This is a genomic window from Streptomyces sp. V3I7 (assembly GCF_030817495.1).
Taxonomy (GTDB): Bacteria; Actinomycetota; Actinomycetes; order Streptomycetales; family Streptomycetaceae; genus Streptomyces.
Genome location: NZ_JAUSZK010000001.1, coordinates 4,693,516 through 4,716,812 on the forward strand (window position 1 = coordinate 4,693,516; position 23,297 = coordinate 4,716,812).

A 23,297-nucleotide genomic window follows, 5' to 3' on the forward strand; every position below is an offset into this window, starting at 1 on the left:
GACTGTGCGCCGCAGGCGGATCAGGTCAGGCCCGGCGGTCCCCGTGCCACGTCCGCCACAGCGCCGCGTACGCGCCGTCCGCCGCCACCAGCTCGTCGTGCGTGCCGAGTTCGCGGAGCCGCCCGTCCTCCATGACGGCCACCCGGTCCGCGTCGTGCGCGGTGTGCAGACGGTGGGCGATGGCGATGACGGTACGCCCCTCCAGCACGGCGGCCAGCGCGCGCTCGGTGTGCCGGGCGGTGGCCGGGTCCAGCAGGGCGGTGGCCTCGTCCAGGATCAGCGTGTGCGGGTCGGCCAGCACCACGCGGGCCAGGGCGAGTTGCTGGGCGCGCGAACCGTCCGTCGCGCAGCCGTCCGGGCCCAGCAGGGTGTCGAGGGCGTCCGGCAGGTCGCGCACCCAGTCGTCGGCGCCGACGGCCGCGAGGGTCGCCCACAACTGCCCGTCCGTGGCGGCCGTTTCGGCGATCAGCAGATTGTCGCGGACGGTGCCCAGGAACACGTGATGCTCCTGGGTGACGAGTACGACCTGGCGGCGCAGCCGCTCCGGCGCGAGGCCCGCGATCGGCACCCCGCCCACCGTCACCGTGCCCGTGCTCGGCGCGTCCACGCCCGCGATCAGCCGGCTCAGCGTCGTCTTGCCCGCCCCCGACGGGCCGACCACCGCGAGCCGTTCGCCGGGGCGCACGGTCAGGTCGACGCCCCGCAGCACCTCGCGGCCCCCGTCGTAGGCGTAGCGGACGCCGGTGACGTCGATGCGGTCGCCGTCCGGGACGGTGTCGTCGACGTCCGGCCTGGCCTGCGGGGCGCGGGCGAGTCCCTCGACCCGGGCGAAGGAGGCGCCGCCTGACTGGAGTTGCTCGACGCGCATCAGCACCGCGTCCAGCGGCTCGCTGAACTGCCGCAGATACAGTCCCGCCGCCACCACGTCACCCACGCTCACCGCCCCGCGCGCGTGCAGCACCCCGCCGATGAGCAGAACTCCGGCCACGGGAAGGAGATACGACACGTCGATCGCCGGGAAGAACACCGTGCGCAGATGCAGCGTGTGGAAGCGGGCACGCCGGGCCGTCTCCAGCGCCTCACGGCTGGCGGCGGTGCGCCGGGACCGCAGCCGGAACGCCTCGACCGTCCGGGCCCCGGCCGCCGTCGCCGCCAGGATCTCCGTGACGTCCGAGGTGGCCGCCCCCTCGGCGAGATAGGCCGCCCGCGCCCGGCGCAGATACCAGCGCAGGGCGAAGGTGACGGGCACGAGTCCCACCATGCCGATAGCACCCAGCAGCGGGTCGAGGGCGAACACCGCACCGAGCAGGAACAGCGCCTGCACCCCCTGGACGAGCAGTTCGGGGCCGACGTCGCGCAGAGTCGTCCCGACCGTCGTCACGTCGGCCGTGCCACGCGCGGTCAGATCGCCGGTACCGGCCCGCTCCACCACCGAGGCGGGCAGCGCCAGCGCCCGGTCGACGAACTCCTCTCGCACCCGCCCCAGCGTCCGCTCCCCGAACCGGTGCGCCACGTACCGCGCCCAGCGCGCCAGCAGCAGTTGCGCCCCCGCGCACACCAGGATGACCGGCGCCAAACGGTCCACCGCCGCGATGCCACCCCCGGACCGCACCGCGTCCACGATCCGTCCGACCAGCCACGGCCCCGCCAGCCCCGCCGCGGCCGCCGCCGCGTTCAGCGCCAGGACGCCCGCGAAGACCCGCCCGTCGGCCCGCACGAGCCGCGCCGCGGCCCTGCGTACGTCGACGGGCTCGGCGACGGGCAGCTTTTGCTGCGTCACCGCGTGTCCTCCTTGGCGTTCGTGCCGGTGTCCCGTGCCGGCTGGTCCGTCGCCGTGACCGCGCCCCAGGGCCCGATCCGCCCGGCGGGCCTGCCGTGGCCGCCGCTGTGTGCAGTGCCAAGGGCGGTCGCGAGGCCCCGCCCGTCGGCCCGCACGAGCCGGGCCGCGGCCCGGCGTACGTCGACGGGCTCGGCGACGGGCAGCTTTCCGGCCGTCATCCGGCCACCTCCTCGTCGGCTTCGATCTCGGTGTCGCGCGCTACCAGGGCCCGGTATCCCGGCTCCCCGTCCAGGAGTTCACCGTGGCTGCCGCTCGCCGCGAGCTTGCCGTCGACCAGGTAGTGCACGGTGTCCATGCGGTCGAGGACGAGCGGGGAGGTGGTCGTCACGACGGTCGTACGGCCCTTGCGCGCCCCGTACAGCCGCTCGGCCACCGCGGCCTCGGTGTGGGCGTCGAGCGCGGAGGTCGGTTCGACGGCGAGCAGCACTTCCGGGTCGGCCAGCAGCGCCCGGACGAGCCGTACGCGCTGACGCTGGCCGCCCGAGAGGTTGCGGCCCTGGGCGTCGACCGGCGCGTCGAGCCCGCCGGGCAGGCCCTGCACGATGTCGTCGGCCACGGCCGTGTGCACGGCGTTCAGGACCTCCGCCTCCCCCTGTTCCCCGGCCCCGCGGACCAGTTCGCGCAGGGGGCCCGCGAACAGGTCGGCCTCGTGATCGGCGACCAGGATCCGTTCGCGCACCCGCGCCAGCGGGACCGCCTCCAGGCGTACGTCCCCCCAGGTGACGTCCGAGGGCGCGTACCGGCCGAGGCGGTCGACGACGGCGGCGGTGTCGGCGGGCCGCGCCCCGGTCAGCGCGGTCAGCCGGCCAGGCAGCACCCGCACACCCGATTCGGGGTCGTGCAGCGCCGCCGGTCCGGCCGGCGGCTCGGCGGTGCCGGTGTCCGGCGCCGGCTCCAGCCGCAGCAGACGTACGACGCGCCGCGCGGCCACCACGCCCCGGCTCAGGAAGTAGCAGACGTCGATCAGCATGGCGACCGGCCATCCGGCCAGGACGGCGACATAGCCGTACACCGACACCAGCTCGCCCACGCTGATCTCCCCGCGGGCCGTCATCCGCGCCGCCAGCCAGGTCACCACGGCCAGGAACAGCGTCGGCAGCCCCGCGCCCAGCGCCTCGATCCAGCTGGTGACGGCCCCGACCCGGTAGCCCTGGTCGCGCAGCCGCCGCGAGTCCCGGCGGAAGGAGTCCGCGAACAGCCCCTTGCCGCCCAGGCCGTTGAGCACGCGCAGGCCGCCCGCGAGGTCGCCGATCCGCCCGGTCAGCACGCCCTGCCGCTCGCGGTACTCCGTCTCCGCGCCCTGCAGCCGCCCCATCAGCGGCCCCAGGACGACCCCGATCAGCGGCACCCCGAGCAGCACCACCACGGCCAGCGGCACGGAGACGGACAGCAGCAGTCCGGCGATCGCGACGTAGGTCATGAGCGCGCCGACACCGGGCCCGACCACCGTCAGCGCCGTGGCGATCGTCTGCACGTCCCCGACGCCGATCGTGACCACCTCCCCGGCCGCGACCTGCCCGGGCAGCGCGGCCCCCAGCCGCACCGCCTGACGCACGACGACCTTCACCGTGCGGAAGTTGGCGTCCATCCGCACCCGGGTCATCGTGCGGTGCCGCATGACGCCCAGCCACGCGTTGAACGCCCCGACCACGAACAGCGCGGCCGTCCACCCCGCCAGCGCCCCCATGTCACCCGGCTCCAGGCCCTCGTCGATCGCCCGGGCCATCAGGTACGGCGTCGCCGCCAGCAGCACCATCCACGTGCTGCCCAGCAGCGCACCGGCCACCGACCGGCCCGGCTGCCGGGTCACCAGCCACCACAGGTACCGCCAGCCGCCGCGACAGTCGGGCGTGCCGGGATCCTCGTACGCGTCGATCATCGAACCCCCGTTCCTCGTCCCGTCAGGCCAGGCTGGCGCGCCAGGCGTGGTGCAGATCGGCGAACCGGCCGGTGCCGGCGATCAGTTCGTCCGGGGTGCCGTCCTCGACGATCCGCCCGTGCTCCATCACCAGCACCCGGTCGGCGATCTCCACGGTCGACAGCCGGTGCGCGATGACGACGGCCGTACGCCCGCGCAGCACCGTCGACATCGCCCGCTGCACGGCCCGTTCGCCCGGCACGTCCAGCGAGCTGGTCGCCTCGTCGAGGATCAGCACCGCCGGGTCGGCCAGCAACGCGCGGGCGAAGGCGACCAGTTGGCGCTGGCCCGCGGAGATACGTCCGCCCCGCTTGCGGACGTCCGTGTCGTAGCCGTCGGGCAGCGCGTCGATGAACTCGTGCGCGCCGATCGCCTTCGCCGCCCGCTCGATGTCCTCACGGGAGGCGTCCGGCCGCCCGATGGCGATGTTCTCGGCGACCGTGCCGGAGAACAGGAACGCCTCCTGCGTCACCATCACCACCCCGCGCCGCAGCTCGGGCAGGGTGAGTTCACGCAGGTCGACGCCGTCCAGCAGGACCCGGCCGTCGGTGGGGTCGTAGAAGCGGGCGAGCAGCTTGGCCAGCGTCGACTTGCCCGCGCCCGTGGAGCCGACGACCGCGACGGTCTGCCCGGCCGGGAGCGAGAGATCGAAGCGGGGGAGCACCTCGCCGCCGGTGCGGTAGGCGAAACGGACGCCCTCGAACACGACTCCACGCCCAGGGAGTTCACCCGACAGCTCGGGCAGCGCCCTGGGGACCGAGGGCTCCGGCACCGAGGGGGTCTGGGCCAGCAGTCCGGCGATCTTCTCCAGCGAGGCGGCCGCCGACTGGTACGAGTTGAGGAACATGCCGAGGCGGTCGATGGGGTCGTACAGCCGCCGCAGATACAGCACCGCCGCCGCCAGCAGACCGAGGTCCAGCGAACCGGACGCCACCCGGTAGGCGCCCCACAGCACGATCAGCGCGACGGCCGCGTTGGCGACCAGCCGGGAGCCGACGACGTAGCGGGCCATCTCCAGCATGCCGTCGCCGTTGGTCCGCTCGTGCCGGGTGTTCAGGGCGGCGAAGTCGGCCTCGTTCACGGCCTCGCGGCGGAAGGCGCGCACCGGACGGATGCCGTTCATCGTCTCCACGAACTTCACGATCACCGCGGCGATGGCGGTGGACCGTGCCCTGAACACCCGTCCCGCGCGCCGCTGGTAGAGCCGCACGAGGAGGTACAGCGGCATGAAGGAGGCCACCGCGACCGCGCCGAGACCGAGATCCAGCCACAGCAGCATCGCCGAGATGGAGACGAACGACAGGATGACCGTGATCAGTTCCTGGAGACCCTCGCTGAGCAGCTCGCGCAGCGACTCGACATCCGTGGTGGAGCGGGAGATGAGCCGCCCGGAGGTGTAGCGCTCGTGGAAGTCGATGCTCAGCGCCTGGGCATGCCGGAAGATGCGGCCGCGCAGGTCGAGCAGCACGTCCTGGTTGACGCGCGCGGAGGCCTCGATGAACGCGAACTGCAGCATGCCGGAGGCCAGCGCGCACAGCAGATAGCCGGCGCCCACCGCGATCAGCGGACCGAGGTCGTGGGCGCGGAACGCCGGGACGGCACGGTCGATGGCGTACGCCACCAGCAGCGGGCCCGCCTGGACCGCGGCCTGCTGGAGCACCAGCAGCAGGGTGGTGACGGCGACGCGGGCCTTCATGGGGGCGAGCAGCGAGCGCAGCAGGGCGGCCGTCCCGCCGGGCGGCGTGGGCAGCGTGTCGCGGTCGAAGGGGTCGTCGGCGGCGAGGGGCGGGCGCGGACCGTCGTCGTCCTGGCCGGTGGAGGGGGAGGCCGTGGGGGCGGTCATCTCTGGTCGTCCTCCTGCTCTCCGGACATCAGATGGGCGTACTCGGCGTTGACGCGCAGCAGTTCGTGATGGGTGCCGACGGCGGTGATCCGGCCGCCGGACAGCAGGGCGACCCGGTCGGCGAGCAGCACCGTCGAGGGGCGGTGGGCGACGATGAGCGCGGTGGTGTCCGTGAGGACCCGGCGCAGCGCGGCCTCCACCGCCGCCTCGGTGTGGACGTCGAGGGCGGACAGGGGATCGTCCAGCACCAGGAACCGGGGCCGGCCGACGACGGCCCGCGCGAGCGCCAGCCGCTGCCGCTGCCCGCCGGACAGACTCAGCCCCTGCTCACCCACCTGCGTGTCCGTCCCCTGCGGCAGCGCGTGCGCGAACTCGGCCTGCGCGACGGCGAGCGCCCGCTCCAGCTCCGGCCGTCCGGCGCCGTCCGCGGCGCCCATGAGCACGTTCTCGCCGACGGAGGCGGAGAACAGGGTGGGTTCCTCGAAGGCCACGGCGACCTTGGCGCGCAGCTCCTCGCGGGGCATGGCGGTGATGTCCTCGCCGTCCAGGGTGATCCGCCCGGAGGTGACCTCGTGCAGCCGCGGGACGAGCGCCGTGAGCGTCGTCTTCCCGCTTCCGGTGGCGCCGACGAGGGCCATGGACTCGCCGGGGCGGATGTGGAGGTCGATGAGGTCGAGGGTGGGCGGGGTGCCGGGTGCGGCGTCGGGGTATCGGAAGGTGACTCCCTCGAAGCGCAACCCCCGGTCACCGGTGCCGGGTTGGAGCTGCGCGGCTTCCTGCCGCTCCGGTTCGGCGTCCAGCACCTCGAAGTACCGGTCCGTCGCGGTCGCCGCCTCCTGGCTCATCGCCAGCAGGAACCCGATGGAGTCCACCGGCCAGCGCAGCGCGAGCGCCGTGCTCAGGAAGGCGACCAGCGTGCCCGCGGACAGCTCCCCGTCCGCCACCTGGACGACGCCCACCACCAGCGCCGCCCCGATGGCCACCTCCGGCAGCGTGACGATGACGCCCCAGATCGCCGCCAGCAGCCGCGCCTTGCGCAGCTCCGTCCCGCGCAGCGTCCGCGACAGCTCACGGAAGGCCCGCGCCTGGCTGCGGTGCCGCCCGAACCCCTTGATGATCCTGATCCCGAGGACGCTCTCCTCGACGACCGTCGTCAGGTCCCCGACCTGGTCCTGCGCGAGCCGCGCCACGTCGGAGTACCGCCGCTCGAAGACGGAGCACAGCCACATCACCGGCACGGCCGGCCCGAGGATGACGAGTCCCAGCGTCCAATCCTGCACCAGCATGACGATGACGCCGACGAGGATGGTCACCCCGTTGACCAGCAGGAACGTCAACGGGAAGGCGAGGAACATGCGCAGCAGCATCAGATCGGTCGTGCCCCGGGAGAGCAACTGCCCCGACGCCCACCGGTCGTGGAAGGCCACCGGCAGCCGCTGCAGATGCCGGTACAGGTCGGCCCGCATCTCCGCCTCGACATGCGACAGCGGCCGTGCCACCAGCCACCGCCGCAGCCCGAACAGCAGCGCCTCGACGACCCCGAGCAGCAGCAGGTACAACGCCCCGAGCCACACACCCCCGGGATCCCGGCCGGCCACCGGCCCGTCCACCATCCACTTCAGGACGAGCGGGATCACCAGCCCGGTACAGGAGGCCACCACCGCGACGAACGCGGCCGTCGCCAGCCGCACCCGCACGGGACGGACGTACGGCCACAGGCGCAGCAGCGCTCGAACGGCGGACCGGTCGTTGGTGGTTGCAGGTGTCGTCGACATCAGAGCCGAGCGTACGGATGGTGACTGACAACGCCCACTGAGTTTCGCGTCGGACTGGGGGCGGGAGGGGAGCCGTTGGCGGTTTCCCGCTGTGCCCACCAAGGCGATCTTCGGACGATGGTGGGCAAGTTCCGGCGGAGCGAGGTACGCCCCGGCGCCATGACAGCCGCCCGCGCCTCATGCGCCACTCCGGTCTACCCGGCGTCCAGATCGTCCGGCCACAGGGCGAAGGCCGTGTGGCCGGTGAGGGGTCGCACCTTGCGGAAGTGGCGGTGGTCCAGGGTGAGCAGGGCGTCCGTGTGGTACTCCGCGGCCATCACGGCGTTCATCGTGTCGGTCAGTCCGATCTGCGGGTAGCGCCGCATGGTGACCAGGGCCGTGGACAGGTGCGGCTCGACCTCGGGTACGGCGTACCGTCGCTCGGCCACCCGGTCCCTGATGTGCCCCAGCGCCGCCTGAGCGGAGGCCGCGTCGATACGGGTGGAGATCAGGTAGTCGAGTTCAGCCAGGACGAGCGGCGTGATCACGAGGTGGGAGGCGCGCGCGACGGCCTTACGGCATGCGTCGTGGGCGGGTTCGTCAGCGTCGTAGAAGGCGTAGAGCCCCGACGTGTCGGCAACGAGCACAGTCATGCGCCGAAGCCCTCCAGATAGGAGCCGCGCCCAGCCTGCCAGTCAACTGGCCGTACGCCCCTGCGATTGCTGCTGCGCAGTATGGGAGCGGACTCGTCCTCACCCATGGGGTCGGTCGGGTACGGTGCCACGGTCTTGCTGCCGGCCGGCGACAGTGTGGCCACCGGGCGCCCGTTCTTGATCACGGTGATCAGCTCGCCGCGTTCTGCGGCCGCAAGGATCTTCGAGGCGTTCTGATTGAACTCTCGCGCGGTGATCTCCATGTAGTACAAGGTACTACCGCAGTCCGGGGAACGCGTCGATTCCCGGAGACGCTCCCGCTCCTTACCCGTACGTGTTCGCTACATCACTCTCAGCAACAAAACCGCCCGACCGGGTACCGAAATCGCCGTCCCCGCCTCGTGCATCACTCCCGGCCCCTCCCCCTGCTCCTCCCGCGACGTGTCGATCACGACCTCGTAGCGATTCGCCCACGGCGGTCCCGGCAGGGTGAAGGGCACCGGGTCGTGCCCCGCGTGCAGCAGGGCCAGGAAGCTGTCGTCCAGGATCGGAGCGCCCCGTTCGTCCCGGCCGGGTATGTCACGGCCCGAGAGGTACATGCCCAGGGTCGGGGACGGTGCGTACCAGTCGGCCTCCGTCATCTCCTCGCCCCGTGGCGTGAACCAGGCCAGGTCGCGCAGGCCGTCCGCCGAGTGGGCGCGGCCGGAGAAGAAGGCGCGGCGGCGTAGGACCGGGTGGGCGTGGCGCAGGGCGATCAGGCGGGACGTGAGGTCGAACAGCGCCCGCCAGCCGGGGTCTTCCAGCAGCGTCCAGTCCAGCCAGCTGGTCTCGTTGTCCTGGCAGTAGGCGTTGTTGTTGCCACCCTGAGTGCGGCCCAGTTCGTCGCCCGCCACCAGCATCGGGACGCCGGTCGACAACAACAGCGTCGTCAGCAGGTTCCGAAGCTGCCGCCGGCGCAGCGCCCGTACCGCCTCGTCGTCCGTCTCGCCCTCCGCCCCGCAGTTCCAGGAGCGGTTGTCATGCGTGCCGTCGCGGTTGCCCTCGCCGTTCGCCTCGTTGTGCTTGGTCTCGTACGACACCAGGTCCCGTAGCGTGAAACCGTCGTGTGCCGTCACGAAGTTGACCGAGGCGTACGGGCGGCGGCCGCCCCAGGCGTACAGGTCGCTGGAGCCGGAGAGGCGGTAGCCGAGGTCGCGTACGTCCGGCAGGGCGCCGCGCCAGAAGTCGCGGACGGCGTCTCGGTAGCGGTCGTTCCACTCCGTCCAGAGCGGGGGGAAGGCTCCTACCTGGTAGCCGCCCGAGCCGATGTCCCAGGGTTCCGCGATGAGTTTCACGCGGCGCAGCACCGGGTCCTGGGCGATCACGGCCAGGAACGGGGAGAGCATGTCGACGTCGTGCATGGAGCGGGCCAGCGCCGCCGCGAGGTCGAAGCGGAAGCCGTCCACGCCCATCTCCGTGACCCAGTAGCGCAGGGAGTCCGTGATGAGGCGCAGGACGTGGGGACGGACCACGTGCAGGGTGTTGCCGCAGCCCGTGTAGTCGGCGTAGCGGCGGGCGTCGTCCTGGAGGCGGTAGTACGCGCGGTTGTCGATGCCCTTCAAGGAGAGCATCGGGCCCAACTCGCCCGCTTCCGCCGTGTGGTTGTAGACGACGTCGAGGATGACCTCGATGCCGGCGGCGTGCAGCGCGCGGACCATGCGCTTGAACTCGCCGACCTGCTGTCCCGTCGTACCGGAGGCCGCGTACGCCGCGTGTGGGGCGAAGTAGCCGATGGAGTTGTAGCCCCAGTAGTTGCGCAGGCCGCGGCGCAACAAATGGTCCTCGTGGGCGAACTGGTGCACGGGGAGCAGTTCCACCGCCGTGACGCCCAACCTCACCAGATGCTCGATCGCCGCCGGATGGGCCAGCCCCGCGTACGTGCCGCGCAGCTCCGGCGGGATGTCCGGGTGGAGTTTGGTGAAGCCGCGTACGTGCAGCTCGTAGATCACCGAGTCCGCCCACGGCGTCTTGGGGCGGCGGTCGTACGTCCATTCGTCGTCGGTCACGTCGTCGTGGACGACGACGCCCTTCGGGACGTACGGCGCCGAGTCGCGGTCGTCGCGTACGGTGTCGGCGACATGCTGCTCGGGCCAGTCGCGGGCATGGCCGTACACCTCCGCCGGAAGGGTGAACTCGCCGTCCACCGCACGCGCGTACGGATCGAGCAGCAGCTTGGCCGGATTCCAGCGCGCGCCGGTCCACGGGTCCCAGCGGCCGTCCACCCGGTAGCCGTAGCGCTGGCCGGGCATCACCCCGGGCACGAAGCCGTGCCAGATCTCGTGCGTCAGCTCCGTCAGCCGCACCCGGCTCTCCCGGCCCCGCTCGTCGAAGAGACACAGCCAGACCGACTCCGAACCGGCCGACCACAGCGCGAAGTTGGTGCCCGCGACCCCGTCCGGGCCGACCCGGAAACGCGCCCCCAGCGGGGTGGGCGCGCCCGGCCAGGCGGGCACGGCGGGTGGCGCCGGGCGACGGCCGCCGTTCACCACGGCGGCCCGGCGGGCGCCCTGTGCGGCCCGCTCCTGAGCCCGCTGCTCGGCTGCGCTCGTCACCTGGCGGCCCCTCTGCGAATCGACTGATCGGCGGCTCTTCGCATCGTCCTCCCCACTGTTCTGCCCACCGCCTTGGTCGCACTCACGTTTCCCCGGGGCGGCCCCCGTCGTTGTGTCACGCGTGAGGCAAGGACAGAGGCGCGCTCGGCGCGCGGCGGCGGCGCTGGCCGCGGTGGTGACATGGGCAGGACTGCTGGCGGGTGCCGCCGGCTGCACCTCGGACGGGGCGGGCATCGACCGGGTGTTCGGCAAACCCTCGGCGCCCGAGGACCTCATCCGGGTCTCCCCGGACGACGGCAGCAAGGGCGTGCGCCAGGCCGAACGGCTGCGGGTGCGCGTGCCCGAGGGACGCCTGGAGTCGGTGAGCGTGGTCCGGTCGCAGGACGCCCAGGACACCCCGGTCACCGGGCACATCAGAGACGACGGCCGGGTCTGGGAGCCCGACGAGGGCAAGCTCGCGCTCGCCGCCAAGTACACGGTGGACGTGGTGGCGCTGGACGGCCACGGCCGCCGCTCGGCCCGGCACAGCACCTTCACGACGTACGTCCCCGAGGAGCGGTTCATCGGGTACGTCACCCCCGAGAACCGCTCCACCGTCGGCACCGGCATGATCGTGTCCCTGGCGTTCAGCCGGGACATCGTCAACCGCGAGGCCGTCGAACGCGCCGTCCGCGTCACGGCGAAGCCCACCGTCGAGGTGCGCCCGCACTGGTTCGGCAAGAACCGCCTCGACTTCCGCCCCCAGCGCTACTGGAAGCCCGGCACCCACGTCACGGTCGACATCGGGCTGCGCGACGTCGAGGCGGCGCCCGGCGTCTTCGGCCTCCAGCGCAAGACGATCTCCTTCACCGTCGGCCGCAGTCAGGTCTCGCAGGTGGACGTCGCCCGGCACACCATGGAGGTGCGCCGCGACGGCTCCCTGCTGGCCACCGTGCCGATCACGGCCGGCGCCCCCAAGACCACCACGTACAACGGCAAGATGGTGGTGATGGACATGCTGGAGATGACCCGCATGAACGGGCAGACGGTCGGCTTCGGCGGCGAGTACGACATCCCCGACGTCCCGCACGCCATCAAGCTCACCGACTCCGGCACCTTCCTGCACGGCAACTACTGGGCGCCCACCGCCCCGGGCAACGTCAACGTCAGTCACGGCTGCGTGGGTCTGCGGGACATCAAGGGCGGCAGCTCGGACACCCCCGCGGGCTGGTTCTACGACCGCACGCTCATCGGCGACGTCGTCGAGGTCGTCAACAGCAATGACCAAACGGTCTCTCCCGGCAACGGGCTCGGCGGGTGGAACATGGGGTGGAAGGAGTGGAAGGCGGGCGGCGCCGTCAAGTGACCTGGTGAGAGGCTGGGTTGCGGTCACGGTGGGCGGGGAAGCTTTGGGACTGAACAGTGACAATCGCCGGGCGCCGGCGCCCCTGAACGGGCAGTTAATATGCGCCAATGTGCGCGCGGGACGCGCAGGGGTGAGGGCCCGGGCCTGACACGCCCGGCGAGGGGAGAAAAATTGAACGTGCGGCCGATATCGGGGTCGTGGGCCGGCATGCGGGGGCGGGGGCGCAGGAGTGCGGGGGCGCTGATATCCGGCGCCCTCCTTCTCGCCGTCACCGCGTGCGGCGGGGGAGGGGCCGGCGCCGGGGGCGACGGGAAGGGCAAGGACGCCACCGCGCAGCAGAGCAAGCAGTCGGACGCCGTCGTCACCATCGCGCCCAAGGACGGCGCCAAGTCGGTCGACACCAACGGCGCACTCAAGGTCACGGTCGGCAAGGGGAAGCTGACCGGCGTCGAGGTCAAGGACGACAACGGCGAGAAGGTCGACGGCGAGATCACCGACGGGGGGACCACCTGGACGCCCGCGTCCCATCTGGCCGCGTCCACCAAGTACACCGTGCACGCCGACGCCAAGGACTCCGCGGGCCGGTCGGCGGCCGAGGACTCCAGCTTCACCACCCTGACGCCGAAGAACACCTTCATCGGCAACTTCACCCCCGAGGACGGTTCCACCGTCGGCGTCGGCATGCCGTTCTCCCTCCGCTTCACCCGGGGCATCACGCACCCGGAGGACGTCGAGAAGGCGGTGAAGATCAAGACCGAGCCGGCCGTCGACGTCGAGGGCCACTGGTTCGGCAACGACCGCCTGGACTTCCGCCCCGAGAAGTACTGGGAGGCGGGCACGAAGGTCACGGTCACCCTGAACCTCGACGGAGTCGAGGGCCGCCCGGGGGTCTACGGCAAGCAGGCCAAGACCGTGAAGTTCACCATCGGCCGCAACCAGGTCTCGATCGTGGACGCCAAGAAGCACACCATGAAGGTCACCCAGGACGGCAAGGTCATCAGGACCATCCCGGTCACCACCGGCAAGCCCGGTTACGAGACCTGGAACGGCGAGATGGTCATGCGCGAGAAGCTCACCGTGACCCGCATGAACGGCGAGACGGTCGGCTACGGCGGCGAGTACGACATCAAGGACGTCCCGCACGCCATCCGCCTGACCGACTCCGGCACCTTCATCCACGGCAACTACTGGGGCGGCGGGGCGTTCGGCAACTTCAACGCCAGCCACGGCTGCGTGGGCCTGCGCGACGTGCGCGGCGGCTACAGCAGGTCCGTCCCGGCGGCCTGGTTCTTCAACCACTCGATGGTCGGCGACGTGGTGGTCGTCAAGCACTCCCACGACCGCACCGTGGACCCGGGCAACGGCCTCAACGGCTGGAACATGTCCTGGGAGAAGTGGAAGGCGTGAGCCTCGGTTGACGTACGGGCCCGGTGTGACCGACCACACCGGGCCCGTTGTCGTTAGTCCCCGTTAACCTGACGGGCATGACCGTACATCTCGAAGTAGCCGAGGGCGTCGGCACGCTGCGCCTGGACCGCCCGCCGATGAACGCGCTGGACATCGCCACGCAGGACCGGCTCAAGGAGCTCGCCGAGGAGGCCACGCGCCGCGACGACGTGCGCGCCGTGGTGGTCTACGGGGGCGAGAAGGTGTTCGCGGCCGGCGCGGACATCAAGGAGATGCAGGCCATGGACCACGCCGCGATGGTCCTGCGCGCCCGCGGCCTGCAGGACGCCTTCACCGCCGTGGCCCGCATCCCCAAGCCGGTCGTCGCCGCCGTCACCGGCTACGCGCTGGGCGGGGGCTGCGAGTTGGCGCTGTGCGCCGACTACCGCATCGCCGCCGACAACGCCAAGCTCGGCCAGCCGGAGATCCTGCTCGGCCTGATCCCGGGCGCCGGCGGCACCCAGCGGCTGCCTCGGCTGGTCGGCCCGTCCAAGGCCAAGGACCTCATCTTCACCGGCCGGATGGTGAAGGCCGACGAGGCGCTCTCCATCGGCCTGGTGGACCGCGTCGTCCCGGCCGGCGAGGTGTACGCCGAGGCGCACGCCTGGGCCGCGAAGCTCGCCCAGGGGCCGGCGATCGCCCTGCGCGCGGCCAAGGAGTCGATCGACACGGGCCTGGAGACGGACATCGACACCGGGCTCGCCGTCGAACGCAACTGGTTCGCGGGGCTGTTCGCCACCGAGGACCGGGAGCGCGGCATGCGCAGCTTCGTCGAGGAAGGGCCCGGCAAGGCCAAGTTCCTCTGATCCCGCAAGGAGCGTTTCGATGCTCGCCAAGTGGTTCCGGGTTCTGGCCCGGAACCGCTTGCAATTGACGCGATGTCTGACCCGCGTCCCCCGATGGGGCGGATTGTGGGAATCCTGGGGATCCCCTGAGTCTGTCGCGTCGAGGAGGCCCGTGGGTTGCCCGGAAGAGTTCCGTCTCCGCAGGTCAGAAGGCTGAAGCCGGGCCCTGAAATGACGTAGGCATATGCCGGTCGAATGTCCCGGAATAGGAGCTTCCGGGGGGCGTATTCCAGCGGAACGGCCCCGGAGGGCGCTCCGGGCGGCCATGATGGAGGCATGGCGGGGCTGGAGGGCATCGAACAGCCACGGGGACTCGGCCGTGCGACCGCGGCGCGCTGGTCTCCCGCGGTGGAGGACGAACGGGCGCTCAAGGCGTTCGAGTTGTGCGGCAATCCGACGGAGGCGGAAGTTCCGTTACCGTCCCGCCCCGAGTCCGCCGCCACCGCCCGCCGCCTCGCCCAGGTCGTCGTCCTGCGCCAGTGGCGGCTCAGCCCCAAGCTCACCGAGGACACCGTCCTCCTCGTCTCCGAGCTCGTCGGCAACGCCGTACGGCACACCGGAGCCCGCGTCTTCGGCCTCCGCATGCGCCGCCGCCCCGGCTGGATCCGCGTCGAGGTCCGCGACCCCTCCCGGGGGCTGCCCTGTCTGATGCCGGTTCAGGAGACGGACATCAGCGGGCGCGGACTGTTCCTGGTGGACAAGCTCTCCGACCGCTGGGGCGTCGACCTGCTGCCGAGAGGCAAGACGACCTGGTTCGAGATGCGGGTCACCGACCGCTAGGGGGTGTCTCGTCGATCATGCCGCAGACGCGGGGCCTGGCATGCCTGTCTGCGGCGCTGTCGTCGGTTGCCAACTCCCCGACGCTCGGCTCCGCTCGCGCGGGGGGACCCCCATCGCGTTGACGCCCTCCTCCGCCTTGCAGCTGCACGCACCAGACCCCGCTCGGGTCGGTCGAGAAGTACCGCACCTCACAGCCGGCCTGATCCAAACGACAGACCCTAGGCCGGCTACCCACCGCGGATGTCGCGACCCGACATAGCTCCTGATCGGCGCAATGGGCCGATTTCCGGCGTGCCGCCTCTTAAATGGGGGGCGTGACCACGACCAACCGCCGCGAGGTGCTCCGCGCGGGTGCCGCGCTCGTCGCCGGCGGCACGCTCGCCGCCGGTTGCTCCGCGGCCGACGCCTCCTCGCACGGCGCCACCGCCGCCCCGGCGGACTCCGCGTCCGGCCCCGCCGCCGATCCCGCACCGCACCGCGCCTCCGGCCCCCCGCCCCGCCCGGCCGCCCCCGCCCCGCGCGCCTTCCCCGGACAGCCCGGCCAGCTCACCCACGGCCCCCGCGACCGGCCCCGCCTCGCCCTCACCTTCCACGGCCAGGGCGATCCCGCCCTCGCCCGCGAGCTGCTGACCACCGTCGAGAAGCGCGGCGCCCGGATCACCGTGCTCGCCGTCGGCACCTGGCTCGACGAGCACCCCGACCTCGCCCACCGCATCCTCGACGGCGGCCACGACCTCGGCAACCACACCCAGCGGCACATCGCCGTCAACACCCTCGCCGAGGCCGACGCCCGCACCGAGATCACCGCCTGCGCGGACCGCCTCAAGCGCCTCACCGGCTCGATCGGCACCTGGTTCCGCCCGTCCCGGGCCCCCACCGCCTCCCCGCTCGTCGCCCGGCTCGCACACGCCGCGGGCTACCCGCACGTCCTGTCGTACGACGTCGACTCGCTCGACTACACCCGGCCCGGCGCCCCCGCCGTCACCCGCAAGGTGCTCGCCGAGGCCCGGGGCGGCTCGGTGGTGAGCCTGCACTTCGGTTATCCGGACACCGTCGCAGCCCTCCCCGCCGTCCTCAACGAACTCGACCGCCGCGGACTGCGCGCGGTCACCACCACGGAGCTGCTGAGCTGATGCACCCCCACCACGCCGTCCGTGCCCTGGCCTTCGGCGCCGCCCTGGCGGCCCTGAGCCTGCTCTCCGCCTGCGCCTCGGACGACTCGCAGCGCGCCGACGAGGCGCTGGCCAGCAGGTCGGCGGCCCAGTCCGCGCAGAGCCCGCGGCCCAAGCCGGAGCCCAGATCCGAGCAGACCGACGGCCTGCCCGGCATGCCGCCCGTGCTCGACCCCAAGGACGTCTACGCCGCCGACCGCCCGGGCAAGCTCTCCCCGGTCGTCAAGGACTTCCCGTCCCGGGTCTACGTCCCCAACACCAACTCCAACACCGTCACCGTGATCGACCCCAAGACGTACAAGGTCATCGAGACGATCCCGGTCGGCGCCCAGCCGCAGCACGTCGTCCCCTCCTGGGACCTGAAGACCCTGTGGGTCAACAACGACCGCGGCCACTCGCTCACGCCCATCGACCCGCGGACCGGCAAGGCGGGCAAGCCGGTCGCCGTGCACGACCCGTACAACCTCTACTTCACCCCCGACGGCAAGTACGCGGTCGTCATGGCCTCGCTCGACCGCGAACTCGTCTTCCGCGACGCGCACACCATGAAGCGCGTGAAGACCGTCCCGGTCAGCTGCTACGGCGTCAACCACGCCGACTTCTCCCTGGACGGGCGGTACTTCATCGTCTCCTGCGAGTTCAGCGGCGAACTGCTCAAGGTCGACACCGCGAAGATGAAGGTCGTCGGACAGGAGCGGCTCCCGCGCTCGGGCGCGATGCCGCAGGACGTCAAGGTCTCGCCGGACGGCAAGCGGTTCTACGTCGCCGACATGCAGGCGAGCGGGATGTGGATCCTCGACGGCGACAAGTTCTCCAAGCCGTCGTTCCTGCCCACCGGCGCCGGCGCTCACGGCCTGTACGTCAGCCGCGACTCCCGCGAGATGTACGTCTCCAACCGCGGCGAAGGCACCATCTCCGTCTTCGACTTCACCAAGAACCGGCTCACCAAGAAGTGGCGGCTGCCGGACGGCGGCAGCCCCGACATGGGCGGCGTCTCCTCGGACGGCAAGGTCCTGTGGCTGTCCGGCCGTTACAACTCCGAGGTGTACGCCATCGACACCCGCAGCGGCCGCCAGCTCGCCCGCATCAAGGTCGGCAGCGGCCCGCACGGCCTCGCCGTCTACCCCCAGCCCGGCCGCTACTCGCTCGGCCACACCGGCATCTTCCGCTGACGGGACGGAAGTTGGACACGCCGTCGGCCGGGTGACGATCCCCCACACCGCGCAGCCGAGACGCCATCGTGCTGCCCATGATCACCACTCGCGTTCGGCGGCGGGTCGCCGCCGCCGTCCTGTCCCTCGGTGCCGTCCTCTCGACCACGGCCGCCCTGCCCTCCGCCGCGCCGGCCCACGCCTCCGCCCAGGTGGCCCCCGCCTGCCCGCAGTTCGACGACCCGGTCAAGGCCGCAGCCGACCACCGCGTCGAGGTCGCCCGGATCACGCCGGCCCCGGTGTGGCGCAAGTCCTGCGGCACGCTGTACCGCAGCGACAGCCGCGGTCCGGCGGTCGTCTTCGAGCAGGGATTCCACCCGAGGGACGTTATCGACGGCCAGTACGACGTCGAGCAGTACGTCCTGGTCAACCAGCCCTCGCCGTACGTCTCGACGTCGTACGACCATGACCTGTACAAGACCTGGTACAAGTCCGGCTACAACTACTACGTCGACGCCCCCGGCGGCATCGACGTCAACAAGACCATCGGCGACACCCACAAGTGGGCCGACCAGGTCGAGGTCGCCTTCCCCGGCGGCATCGCGCGTCAGTACATCATCGGCGTCTGTCCGGTCGACAAGGCCACCAAGACCGAGGTCATGAACGACTGCGTCAGCAACCCGTACTACCACCCCTGGCACTGACCAGCAGCGCCTCGGAGCCCACGGGCCGGTAGCCGGCCGCCTGGAACGCCCGCAGACTGCGGGCGTTCCCCGCCGACACCTGGGCCCACACCGGCTCCCGCGCGAGCTGTCGCGCCGCCGTCACCAGGGCCCGGCCCAGCCCCCGGTGCCGTACCCCCTCGTCCACCTCGACGGCGACCTCCAGCCGACCCGCGACGCCGCAGCCCAGCACGAGCACGCCGCCGTCCGCCGTCCACACCCGGACCTCGTCGCGCCGCCGGTGCGCGCTGACCACGCGGGGATGAGCCGGATCGCCGATCTCCTTCAGGACCAACTCCGTCTCGCCCGGCAGCGGCGAGCCCACCAGGAGCACGTCGATCGTGTCGCACGGGCGGCCCGTGCGGTCCATCAGCGCGGCGAGGAACCGCGCGTTCATCGTCGCGGCCAGCGCGTCGCACTCGGTCGCCCGCAGCGTCTCGTGCACCCAGCGCGGGTCCTCGTCCGTGAAGACCACCGAGTGGGCGGTGAGCGCGAGCACGCCCGCGTCCCGCGGCGAGGGCTGCGCCAGCACGGTCGTACGTCCGTCCGCCGGAGGGAAGACGCCGCGCGCCGCCGCGTCGAGAATGTCCCGCAAGGTCTCCGCCACAACCCCGCCCCTTGAGTCCGCGCTTGAGTCTCCACCCACTGGAAGGCCCAGACTCCCAGACCCGGCATCGCCCCGAGGAGGAGTTCGGCTGGGTGGCCGCTGCACTCCAGGCGCACGCGGGCCGTTAATCTGACCAGCGAAAGAACGCCAACACGGCAGCGAAACACGAACAAAAGGGGCGGATCGGTGGCGGACATCGACGAGGCACGCAAGCAGTTCCAGCGGATCGATGCGGACGGCGACGGGTTCATCACCGCCGCCGAGTTCAAGACCGCCCTGGCGCAGGCGGGTGACTGGAACGTCACCGAGTCGGTCGCGGAGGCCCTCATCAAGGCCCGTGACATCAACAGCGACAAGGTTCTGTCGTTCGACGAGTTCTGGGCCTACCTGAGCAAGTGACCTCAGAGGAGAGGGGGCGTCCGCGCGGGCGCCCCCTTTTTTCCTGCCCTCTTTTTCCTGCCTTTTTTTCCCCTCACCCGTTCGGCCCGGAACAGCTCGCCCCGGTGCGGCGTTGATGGTGATCTGCACGAAGGGACACCGACCCGGGAGGCGTGAGGCGAGTCATGAAGATCGGCATCATCGGCGCGGGCAACATCGGCGGCAACCTCACCCGGCGGCTCAGCGCCCTCGGCCATGACGTGTCCGTGGCCAACTCCCGCGGCCCGCACACCCTCACCGCCCTGGGCGCGGAGACCGGCGCGACGCCCGTGCCCGTCGAGCAGGCCGCGCGCAACGCCGAGGTCGTCGTCGTCACGGTCCCCATGAAGGCGCTCCCCGACCTGCCGCAGGGCGTGCTGGACGAGGCGGCGGACGGTGTCGCGGTGATCGACACCTGCAACTACTACCCCAAGGAACGCGACGGCCGTATCCCGGGGATCGAGGACGAGGGCATCACCGAGAGCCGCTGGACCGAGCGGCAGATCGGCCACCCCGTGATCAAGGCCTTCAACGGCACCTTCGCCCAGGACATCGTGGACCGCCCCCGCCCGGCCGACGCCCCCGACCGCATGGCCCTGCCGGTCGCCGGGGACGACGAGGACGCCAAGCGCGTCGTCATGGAACTGATCGACGAACTCGGCTTTGACCCGGTCGACGCGGGCGGCATCGACGACTCCTGGCGTCAGCAGCCGGGCACCCCGGTGTACGGCCTGCGCGAGGGGCTCGAGCAGGTGAAGCAGGCCCTGACGGAGGCGACACCGGAGCGGCCGGCGGAGTTCCGCGGCTGACGCCCGGGCGGCCGGTGGAGTTCCGGCGCTGACGCCGGGGCCGGCCCGGCTCGCCTCACGCGTCCGTGGCCCACTTCCGCAGGGCGGCCTTGCTCTCGAAGGCGGCCACGTTCTTGTCGTGCGGCTCGCTGGTGTACTGGTGGAAGCGCCACTTGGCCTTGATGCGCGGGTGGCCGGCGCTGACGTAGTCGGCGATCCAGAGGCCGTCGCCGGCGTAGGACGTCGTGTCGACGTTCAGCCAGTAGTTCCGGTTGGTGTAGAGGACGACCTGGTGGTTCGGCCGCAGCTCCTTGACCTTGCGGATGAACAGGTCCTTCTCCGCGTTGCTGGCGTGCGTGCCGTCGCCGGTCGTCTCCCAGTCGACGGCGAGGATGTCGCCCGCCTTCTCCGGGGCGTGCTTGAGGAAGTACTCGGCCTGCGCGCCGATGTGGCCCGGCCACAGGAAGTGGTAGAAGCCGACGACCAGTTCGGCGTCACGGCCGGTCTTGGTCTGCGAGCTGAGCTTGGGGTTGACGTACGAACGTCCCTCCGTCGCCTTGATGAAGACGAAGGAGCTGCCGTCGGTGTCGTAGTTCGAGGACTGGAACGCGCTCACGTCGATGCCGTGCAGCATGCGGGGACTCCCTGAAGCGTCCGTGGGGTGACAGGAGTTGCGTGGCCGAGGGGTTGACTGTTGTATGCCCCACCTTGGCACGGGTGATCCCCCGACGTCCTTGAATCGTCCGGGTCGGCAGGGGCGTGCGGGGAGCACGCGCGGCGGCCGGGCCGTCCGCCGGACCCCGGCTGACCATGAGCTTCGCAAGCCGGGGTAGGCGGGGCGGGAACGCGCATCGCCCTCGGACATTGGAGCTCTCGTGCCGACAACGCACCTGCCCGTCCAGCCCGGTTCGGCCGCGCCCGTCACCCTGACCGCGTCCTGGCCGAGCTGGGTGGAGGACCACACCGCCGCGCTGGTGGAGACACCCCTGCGCATCGCCCTCATCGTCGTCGTGCTCGCGCTGGTCCGCTGGATCGCGAAGCGGGCCATCACCCGGGTCGTGCAGCACATCCTGGAACCCCCGCGGGGCGAGCGCGCGCAGCGGCGCTCCCACCAGGGCGCGCCCGTGCTGCACCGTGATCCGTCCAGCGCCCCGCGGCGCCGCGAGCAGCGGGCGCGCACCATCGGCTCGGTCCTCAGCAGCGCGGTGACGATCGTGCTGTTCCTGCTCGGTACCGCGATGATCCTCGACCAGGTCGGCATCGCGCTGGGGCCGCTGCTGGCCAGCGCCGGCGTGGTCGGCCTGGCGATCGGCTTCGGCGCCCAGAGCCTGGTCGCCGACTACCTCTCCGGGCTCCTCATCATGCTGGAGGACCAGTACGGCGTCGGTGACACCGTCGACCTCGGCGAGGCCGTGGGCGAGGTCGAGCACATCGGCCTGCGCCTGACCCACGTCCGCGACCTTAACGGCGGCCTGTGGCACATCCGCAACGGTGAGATCCTGCGCGTCCGCAACGACAGCCAGGACTGGGCGCGCGCCGTCCTGGACGTCGCCGTCGCCTACGACGCCGACCTGGACGCCGTCTACGACGTGCTGGAGTCCACCGGCCACGCCCTGCGTGAGGCCCCCGCCTTCGCCGGCCTGCTGCTCGAGGACCCGAGCGTGTGGGGCGTGCAGTCCCTGGACACCGACCGCGTGGTCGTCCGCATGGCCGTGCGCACCGCGCCCCTGCAGCAGTGGGCCGTGACCCGCGAGCTGCGCCGCCGGGTCAAGGAGGCCCTCGACGCCGCCGGCATCGACATCCCCTTCCCGCAGCGCACCGTCTGGCTCCGCGCGGAGGACGAGGCGGCGGTACCGGCCGCACGCCGGCGGTGACGTCCGCCCGCGTCGCACGGACCGGCCGTCAGCTGGTGGCGGACGGTTCCGTGGTGGCGGCTTCTTGGGTGGCGGCCCAGGAGGCGAGGAGGCGAGGAGGCGAGGAGGCGCAGGCCCTCTTCGGAGGGTGAGCCGGGTTCGGCGGGTGAGGATCGCCGACGAGCACGACGCCTGACACGGGCGTAGCCTCTCCCGACACTGCCGAGAAGGAAACTGCCATGGAACACATCACCGAGACGTCCACGATCAAGGCCCCGGCCGAACGCTTCACCGGCGACGTCTACCTCAACATGATCGAGACGCCCCGCCCGCCTCGCCTCCGCCCTGGTCCGCTTCACCCCCGGCGCCCGCACCAACTGGCACTCCCACGCCAACGGCCAGACCCTCTACGTCACCGACGGCGTGGGCCTGGTCGGCACCCGCGACGGCAACGTCGTACGTGTCAGCGCCGGCCAGACCGTCAAGTGCCCGGCCGGTGAGGAGCACTGGCACGGAGCCACCGACACCACCCTCATGGCCCACATCGCCATGGTCGTCGGCGACGGCGTCGGCGACGGCACCACCTGGCTCGAACCCGTCACCGCCGAGCAGTACGCCGACGCCCTGAACAGCACCAACTGATGTACAGCACCTGTCCTTCGATGGTGATTCAGGCGTCCAGGCGGCGCTTGGCGAGCCAGGTGACGATCTCCGGGTCGTGGTGGTCGAAGAACAGCGAGCTGCCGGTGTCGAGGGCGGCGATCCGGGCCATCTGCTCGTCGGTGAGCTGGAAGTCGAAGACGTCGAAGTTCTCCGCCATCCGCTCCGTGCGCACCGACTTCGGGATGGCGATGACGCCGCGCTGGGTCAGCCAGCGCAGCACGACCTGCGCCACCGACTTGCCGTACTCCTTGCCGATCTCAGCCAGCAGCGGGTTGCTGAACAGGTCGTTCTTGCCCTCGGCGAATCCGCCCCAGGACTGGATCTGTACGCCGTGCTCGCGCATGAGGTCCTGGTAGTCGGCGCGCTGGAAGAACGGGTGGGTCTCGATCTGGTTGACCGCGGGCACGATCTCGTTGTTGACGATCAGGTCGATCAGCCGGTCGGGGTAGAAGTTGGCGACACCGATCGCCCTGGCGCGGTCCTCGCGGTTGAGGGCTTCCATGGCGCGCCACTGGCCGTAGACGTCGCCGAAGGGCTGGTGCATCAGGTACAGGTCGAGGTGGTCCAGGCCCAGCTTGTTCAGGGACGTCTCGAAAGCGCGGCGCGTGTTCTCCTCGGCGGGGGCGTCCTGCACCCACAGCTTGGTGGTGACGAACAGATCCTCGCGGGCGATGCCGCTGGACTTGATCGCCCGGCCGACGGCCTCCTCGTTGCCGTAGGCGGCGGCGGTGTCCAGCAGGCGGTAGCCGACGGCAAGCGCCTCGGAGACGGCGCGCTCGGTGTCCTCGGCGGGGATCTGGTAGACGCCGAAGCCGAGCAGTGGCATCTCGACGCCGTTGTTCAGGGTGACGAACTGCATGGGTGGAAGTCCTTCGCGGCGGGTGGATGAGGGCAGGGGGAGGCGCAGGG

General features: G+C 71.6%; 21 protein-coding genes and 1 pseudogene. 11 read left to right on the forward strand and 11 right to left on the reverse strand.

Annotated features, from left to right (window positions below; translation table 11 throughout):
* Nucleotides 1-25: 25 nt before the first annotated feature.
* From QFZ74_RS22045 to glgX, 8 genes are all read right to left on the reverse strand, one after another.
* Nucleotides 26-1,780 carry an ABC transporter ATP-binding protein gene (locus QFZ74_RS22045; RefSeq protein ID WP_307622533.1) on the reverse strand — a complete coding sequence of 585 codons (1,755 nt, stop codon included), beginning with the start codon at nt 1,778-1,780 and terminating at the stop codon, nt 26-28.
* Nucleotides 1,777-1,998, reverse strand: a complete 222-nt coding sequence (locus tag QFZ74_RS22050; protein ID WP_307622534.1) for a hypothetical protein — start codon at nt 1,996-1,998, stop codon at nt 1,777-1,779. The genes QFZ74_RS22045 and QFZ74_RS22050 overlap by 4 nt, the downstream gene beginning before the upstream one ends.
* Nucleotides 1,995-3,719, reverse strand: a complete 1,725-nt coding sequence (locus tag QFZ74_RS22055) for an ABC transporter ATP-binding protein (RefSeq protein WP_307622535.1) — start codon at nt 3,717-3,719, stop codon at nt 1,995-1,997. Before QFZ74_RS22055 ends, QFZ74_RS22050 begins: the two co-directional genes overlap by 4 nt.
* Before the next feature lie 22 nt (nt 3,720-3,741).
* The gene (locus QFZ74_RS22060) at nt 3,742-5,601 is read right to left on the reverse strand and encodes an ABC transporter ATP-binding protein (RefSeq protein ID WP_307622536.1); all 1,860 of its coding nucleotides are present in this window, start codon (nt 5,599-5,601) and stop codon (nt 3,742-3,744) included.
* A complete protein-coding gene (locus QFZ74_RS22065; RefSeq protein WP_307622537.1) occupies nt 5,598-7,376 on the reverse strand; it encodes an ABC transporter ATP-binding protein in 1,779 nt (592 codons plus the stop codon). Before QFZ74_RS22065 ends, QFZ74_RS22060 begins: the two co-directional genes overlap by 4 nt.
* 194 nt (nt 7,377-7,570) lie before the next feature.
* Complete coding sequence (locus QFZ74_RS22070; protein WP_307622538.1) at nt 7,571-8,008, reverse strand: PIN domain-containing protein; 438 nt, start codon at nt 8,006-8,008, stop codon at nt 7,571-7,573.
* Nucleotides 8,005-8,271: a type II toxin-antitoxin system Phd/YefM family antitoxin gene (locus QFZ74_RS22075; RefSeq protein ID WP_307622539.1), complete on the reverse strand. Its 267-nt coding sequence runs from the start codon at nt 8,269-8,271 to the stop codon at nt 8,005-8,007. Before QFZ74_RS22075 ends, QFZ74_RS22070 begins: the two co-directional genes overlap by 4 nt.
* Before the next feature lie 78 nt (nt 8,272-8,349).
* Nucleotides 8,350-10,599 (reverse strand): glycogen debranching protein GlgX, encoded by a 2,250-nt coding sequence (glgX, locus tag QFZ74_RS22080; protein ID WP_307622540.1) that lies wholly within the window; start codon nt 10,597-10,599, stop codon nt 8,350-8,352.
* A 121-nt stretch (nt 10,600-10,720) separates the two neighbouring features.
* Between glgX and QFZ74_RS22085 the strand changes: the two genes are divergently transcribed.
* The 7 genes from QFZ74_RS22085 to QFZ74_RS22115 all read left to right on the forward strand — a co-directional run bounded on the left by QFZ74_RS22085 (nt 10,721) and on the right by QFZ74_RS22115 (nt 18,042).
* Nucleotides 10,721-11,944 (forward strand): Ig-like domain-containing protein, encoded by a 1,224-nt coding sequence (locus QFZ74_RS22085; protein WP_307622541.1) that lies wholly within the window; start codon nt 10,721-10,723, stop codon nt 11,942-11,944.
* Nucleotides 11,945-12,115: 171 nt separating this feature from the next.
* Nucleotides 12,116-13,351, forward strand: coding sequence for an Ig-like domain-containing protein (locus QFZ74_RS22090; RefSeq protein ID WP_373462426.1), 1,236 nt, complete (start codon nt 12,116-12,118; stop codon nt 13,349-13,351).
* Between the two features lie 77 nt (nt 13,352-13,428).
* Complete coding sequence (locus QFZ74_RS22095) at nt 13,429-14,196, forward strand: enoyl-CoA hydratase/isomerase family protein (RefSeq protein WP_307622542.1); 768 nt, start codon at nt 13,429-13,431, stop codon at nt 14,194-14,196.
* 315 nt (nt 14,197-14,511) lie between these two features.
* Nucleotides 14,512-15,015 (forward strand): ATP-binding protein, encoded by a 504-nt coding sequence (locus QFZ74_RS22100; RefSeq protein WP_307622543.1) that lies wholly within the window; start codon nt 14,512-14,514, stop codon nt 15,013-15,015.
* Between the two features lie 305 nt (nt 15,016-15,320).
* Nucleotides 15,321-16,148 carry a polysaccharide deacetylase family protein gene (locus tag QFZ74_RS22105; protein WP_307622544.1) on the forward strand — a complete coding sequence of 276 codons (828 nt, stop codon included), beginning with the start codon at nt 15,321-15,323 and terminating at the stop codon, nt 16,146-16,148.
* Nucleotides 16,148-17,359 (forward strand): YncE family protein, encoded by a 1,212-nt coding sequence (locus QFZ74_RS22110; protein WP_307622545.1) that lies wholly within the window; start codon nt 16,148-16,150, stop codon nt 17,357-17,359. Before QFZ74_RS22105 ends, QFZ74_RS22110 begins: the two co-directional genes overlap by 1 nt.
* Before the next feature lie 77 nt (nt 17,360-17,436).
* Entirely contained in the window at nt 17,437-18,042 is a 606-nt protein-coding gene (locus tag QFZ74_RS22115) for an ADP-ribosyltransferase (protein ID WP_307622546.1), read from the forward strand.
* Here the strand turns inward: QFZ74_RS22115 and QFZ74_RS22120 are convergent.
* A complete protein-coding gene (locus QFZ74_RS22120; protein ID WP_307622547.1) occupies nt 18,011-18,667 on the reverse strand; it encodes a GNAT family N-acetyltransferase in 657 nt (218 codons plus the stop codon). The genes QFZ74_RS22115 and QFZ74_RS22120 overlap by 32 nt on opposite strands.
* 186 nt (nt 18,668-18,853) lie before the next feature.
* On the opposite strand from QFZ74_RS22120, the gene QFZ74_RS22125 reads away from it, so the two are divergent.
* Complete coding sequence (locus tag QFZ74_RS22125; RefSeq protein WP_307622548.1) at nt 18,854-19,066, forward strand: EF-hand domain-containing protein; 213 nt, start codon at nt 18,854-18,856, stop codon at nt 19,064-19,066.
* Between the two features lie 164 nt (nt 19,067-19,230).
* Nucleotides 19,231-19,893, forward strand: a complete 663-nt coding sequence (locus QFZ74_RS22130) for an NADPH-dependent F420 reductase (protein WP_307622549.1) — start codon at nt 19,231-19,233, stop codon at nt 19,891-19,893.
* 55 nt (nt 19,894-19,948) lie between these two features.
* Here QFZ74_RS22130 and QFZ74_RS22135 read toward each other — a convergent pair whose 3' ends face one another.
* A complete protein-coding gene (locus QFZ74_RS22135) occupies nt 19,949-20,506 on the reverse strand; it encodes a GH25 family lysozyme (protein WP_307622550.1) in 558 nt (185 codons plus the stop codon).
* Nucleotides 20,507-20,747: 241 nt separating this feature from the next.
* Here QFZ74_RS22135 and QFZ74_RS22140 point away from each other — a divergent pair, with 241 nt between their 5' ends.
* Together QFZ74_RS22140 and QFZ74_RS22145 are read left to right on the forward strand one after the other, a co-directional pair.
* Nucleotides 20,748-21,746, forward strand: coding sequence for a mechanosensitive ion channel family protein (locus QFZ74_RS22140; protein WP_307622551.1), 999 nt, complete (start codon nt 20,748-20,750; stop codon nt 21,744-21,746).
* 218 nt (nt 21,747-21,964) lie between these two features.
* Nucleotides 21,965-22,367, forward strand: a pseudogene (locus QFZ74_RS22145) (cupin domain-containing protein).
* 28 nt (nt 22,368-22,395) lie between these two features.
* On the opposite strand, the gene QFZ74_RS22150 reads toward QFZ74_RS22145, so the two are convergent.
* Complete coding sequence (locus QFZ74_RS22150) at nt 22,396-23,247, reverse strand: aldo/keto reductase (RefSeq protein ID WP_307622552.1); 852 nt, start codon at nt 23,245-23,247, stop codon at nt 22,396-22,398.
* Between the last annotated feature and the right edge of the window lie 50 nt (nt 23,248-23,297).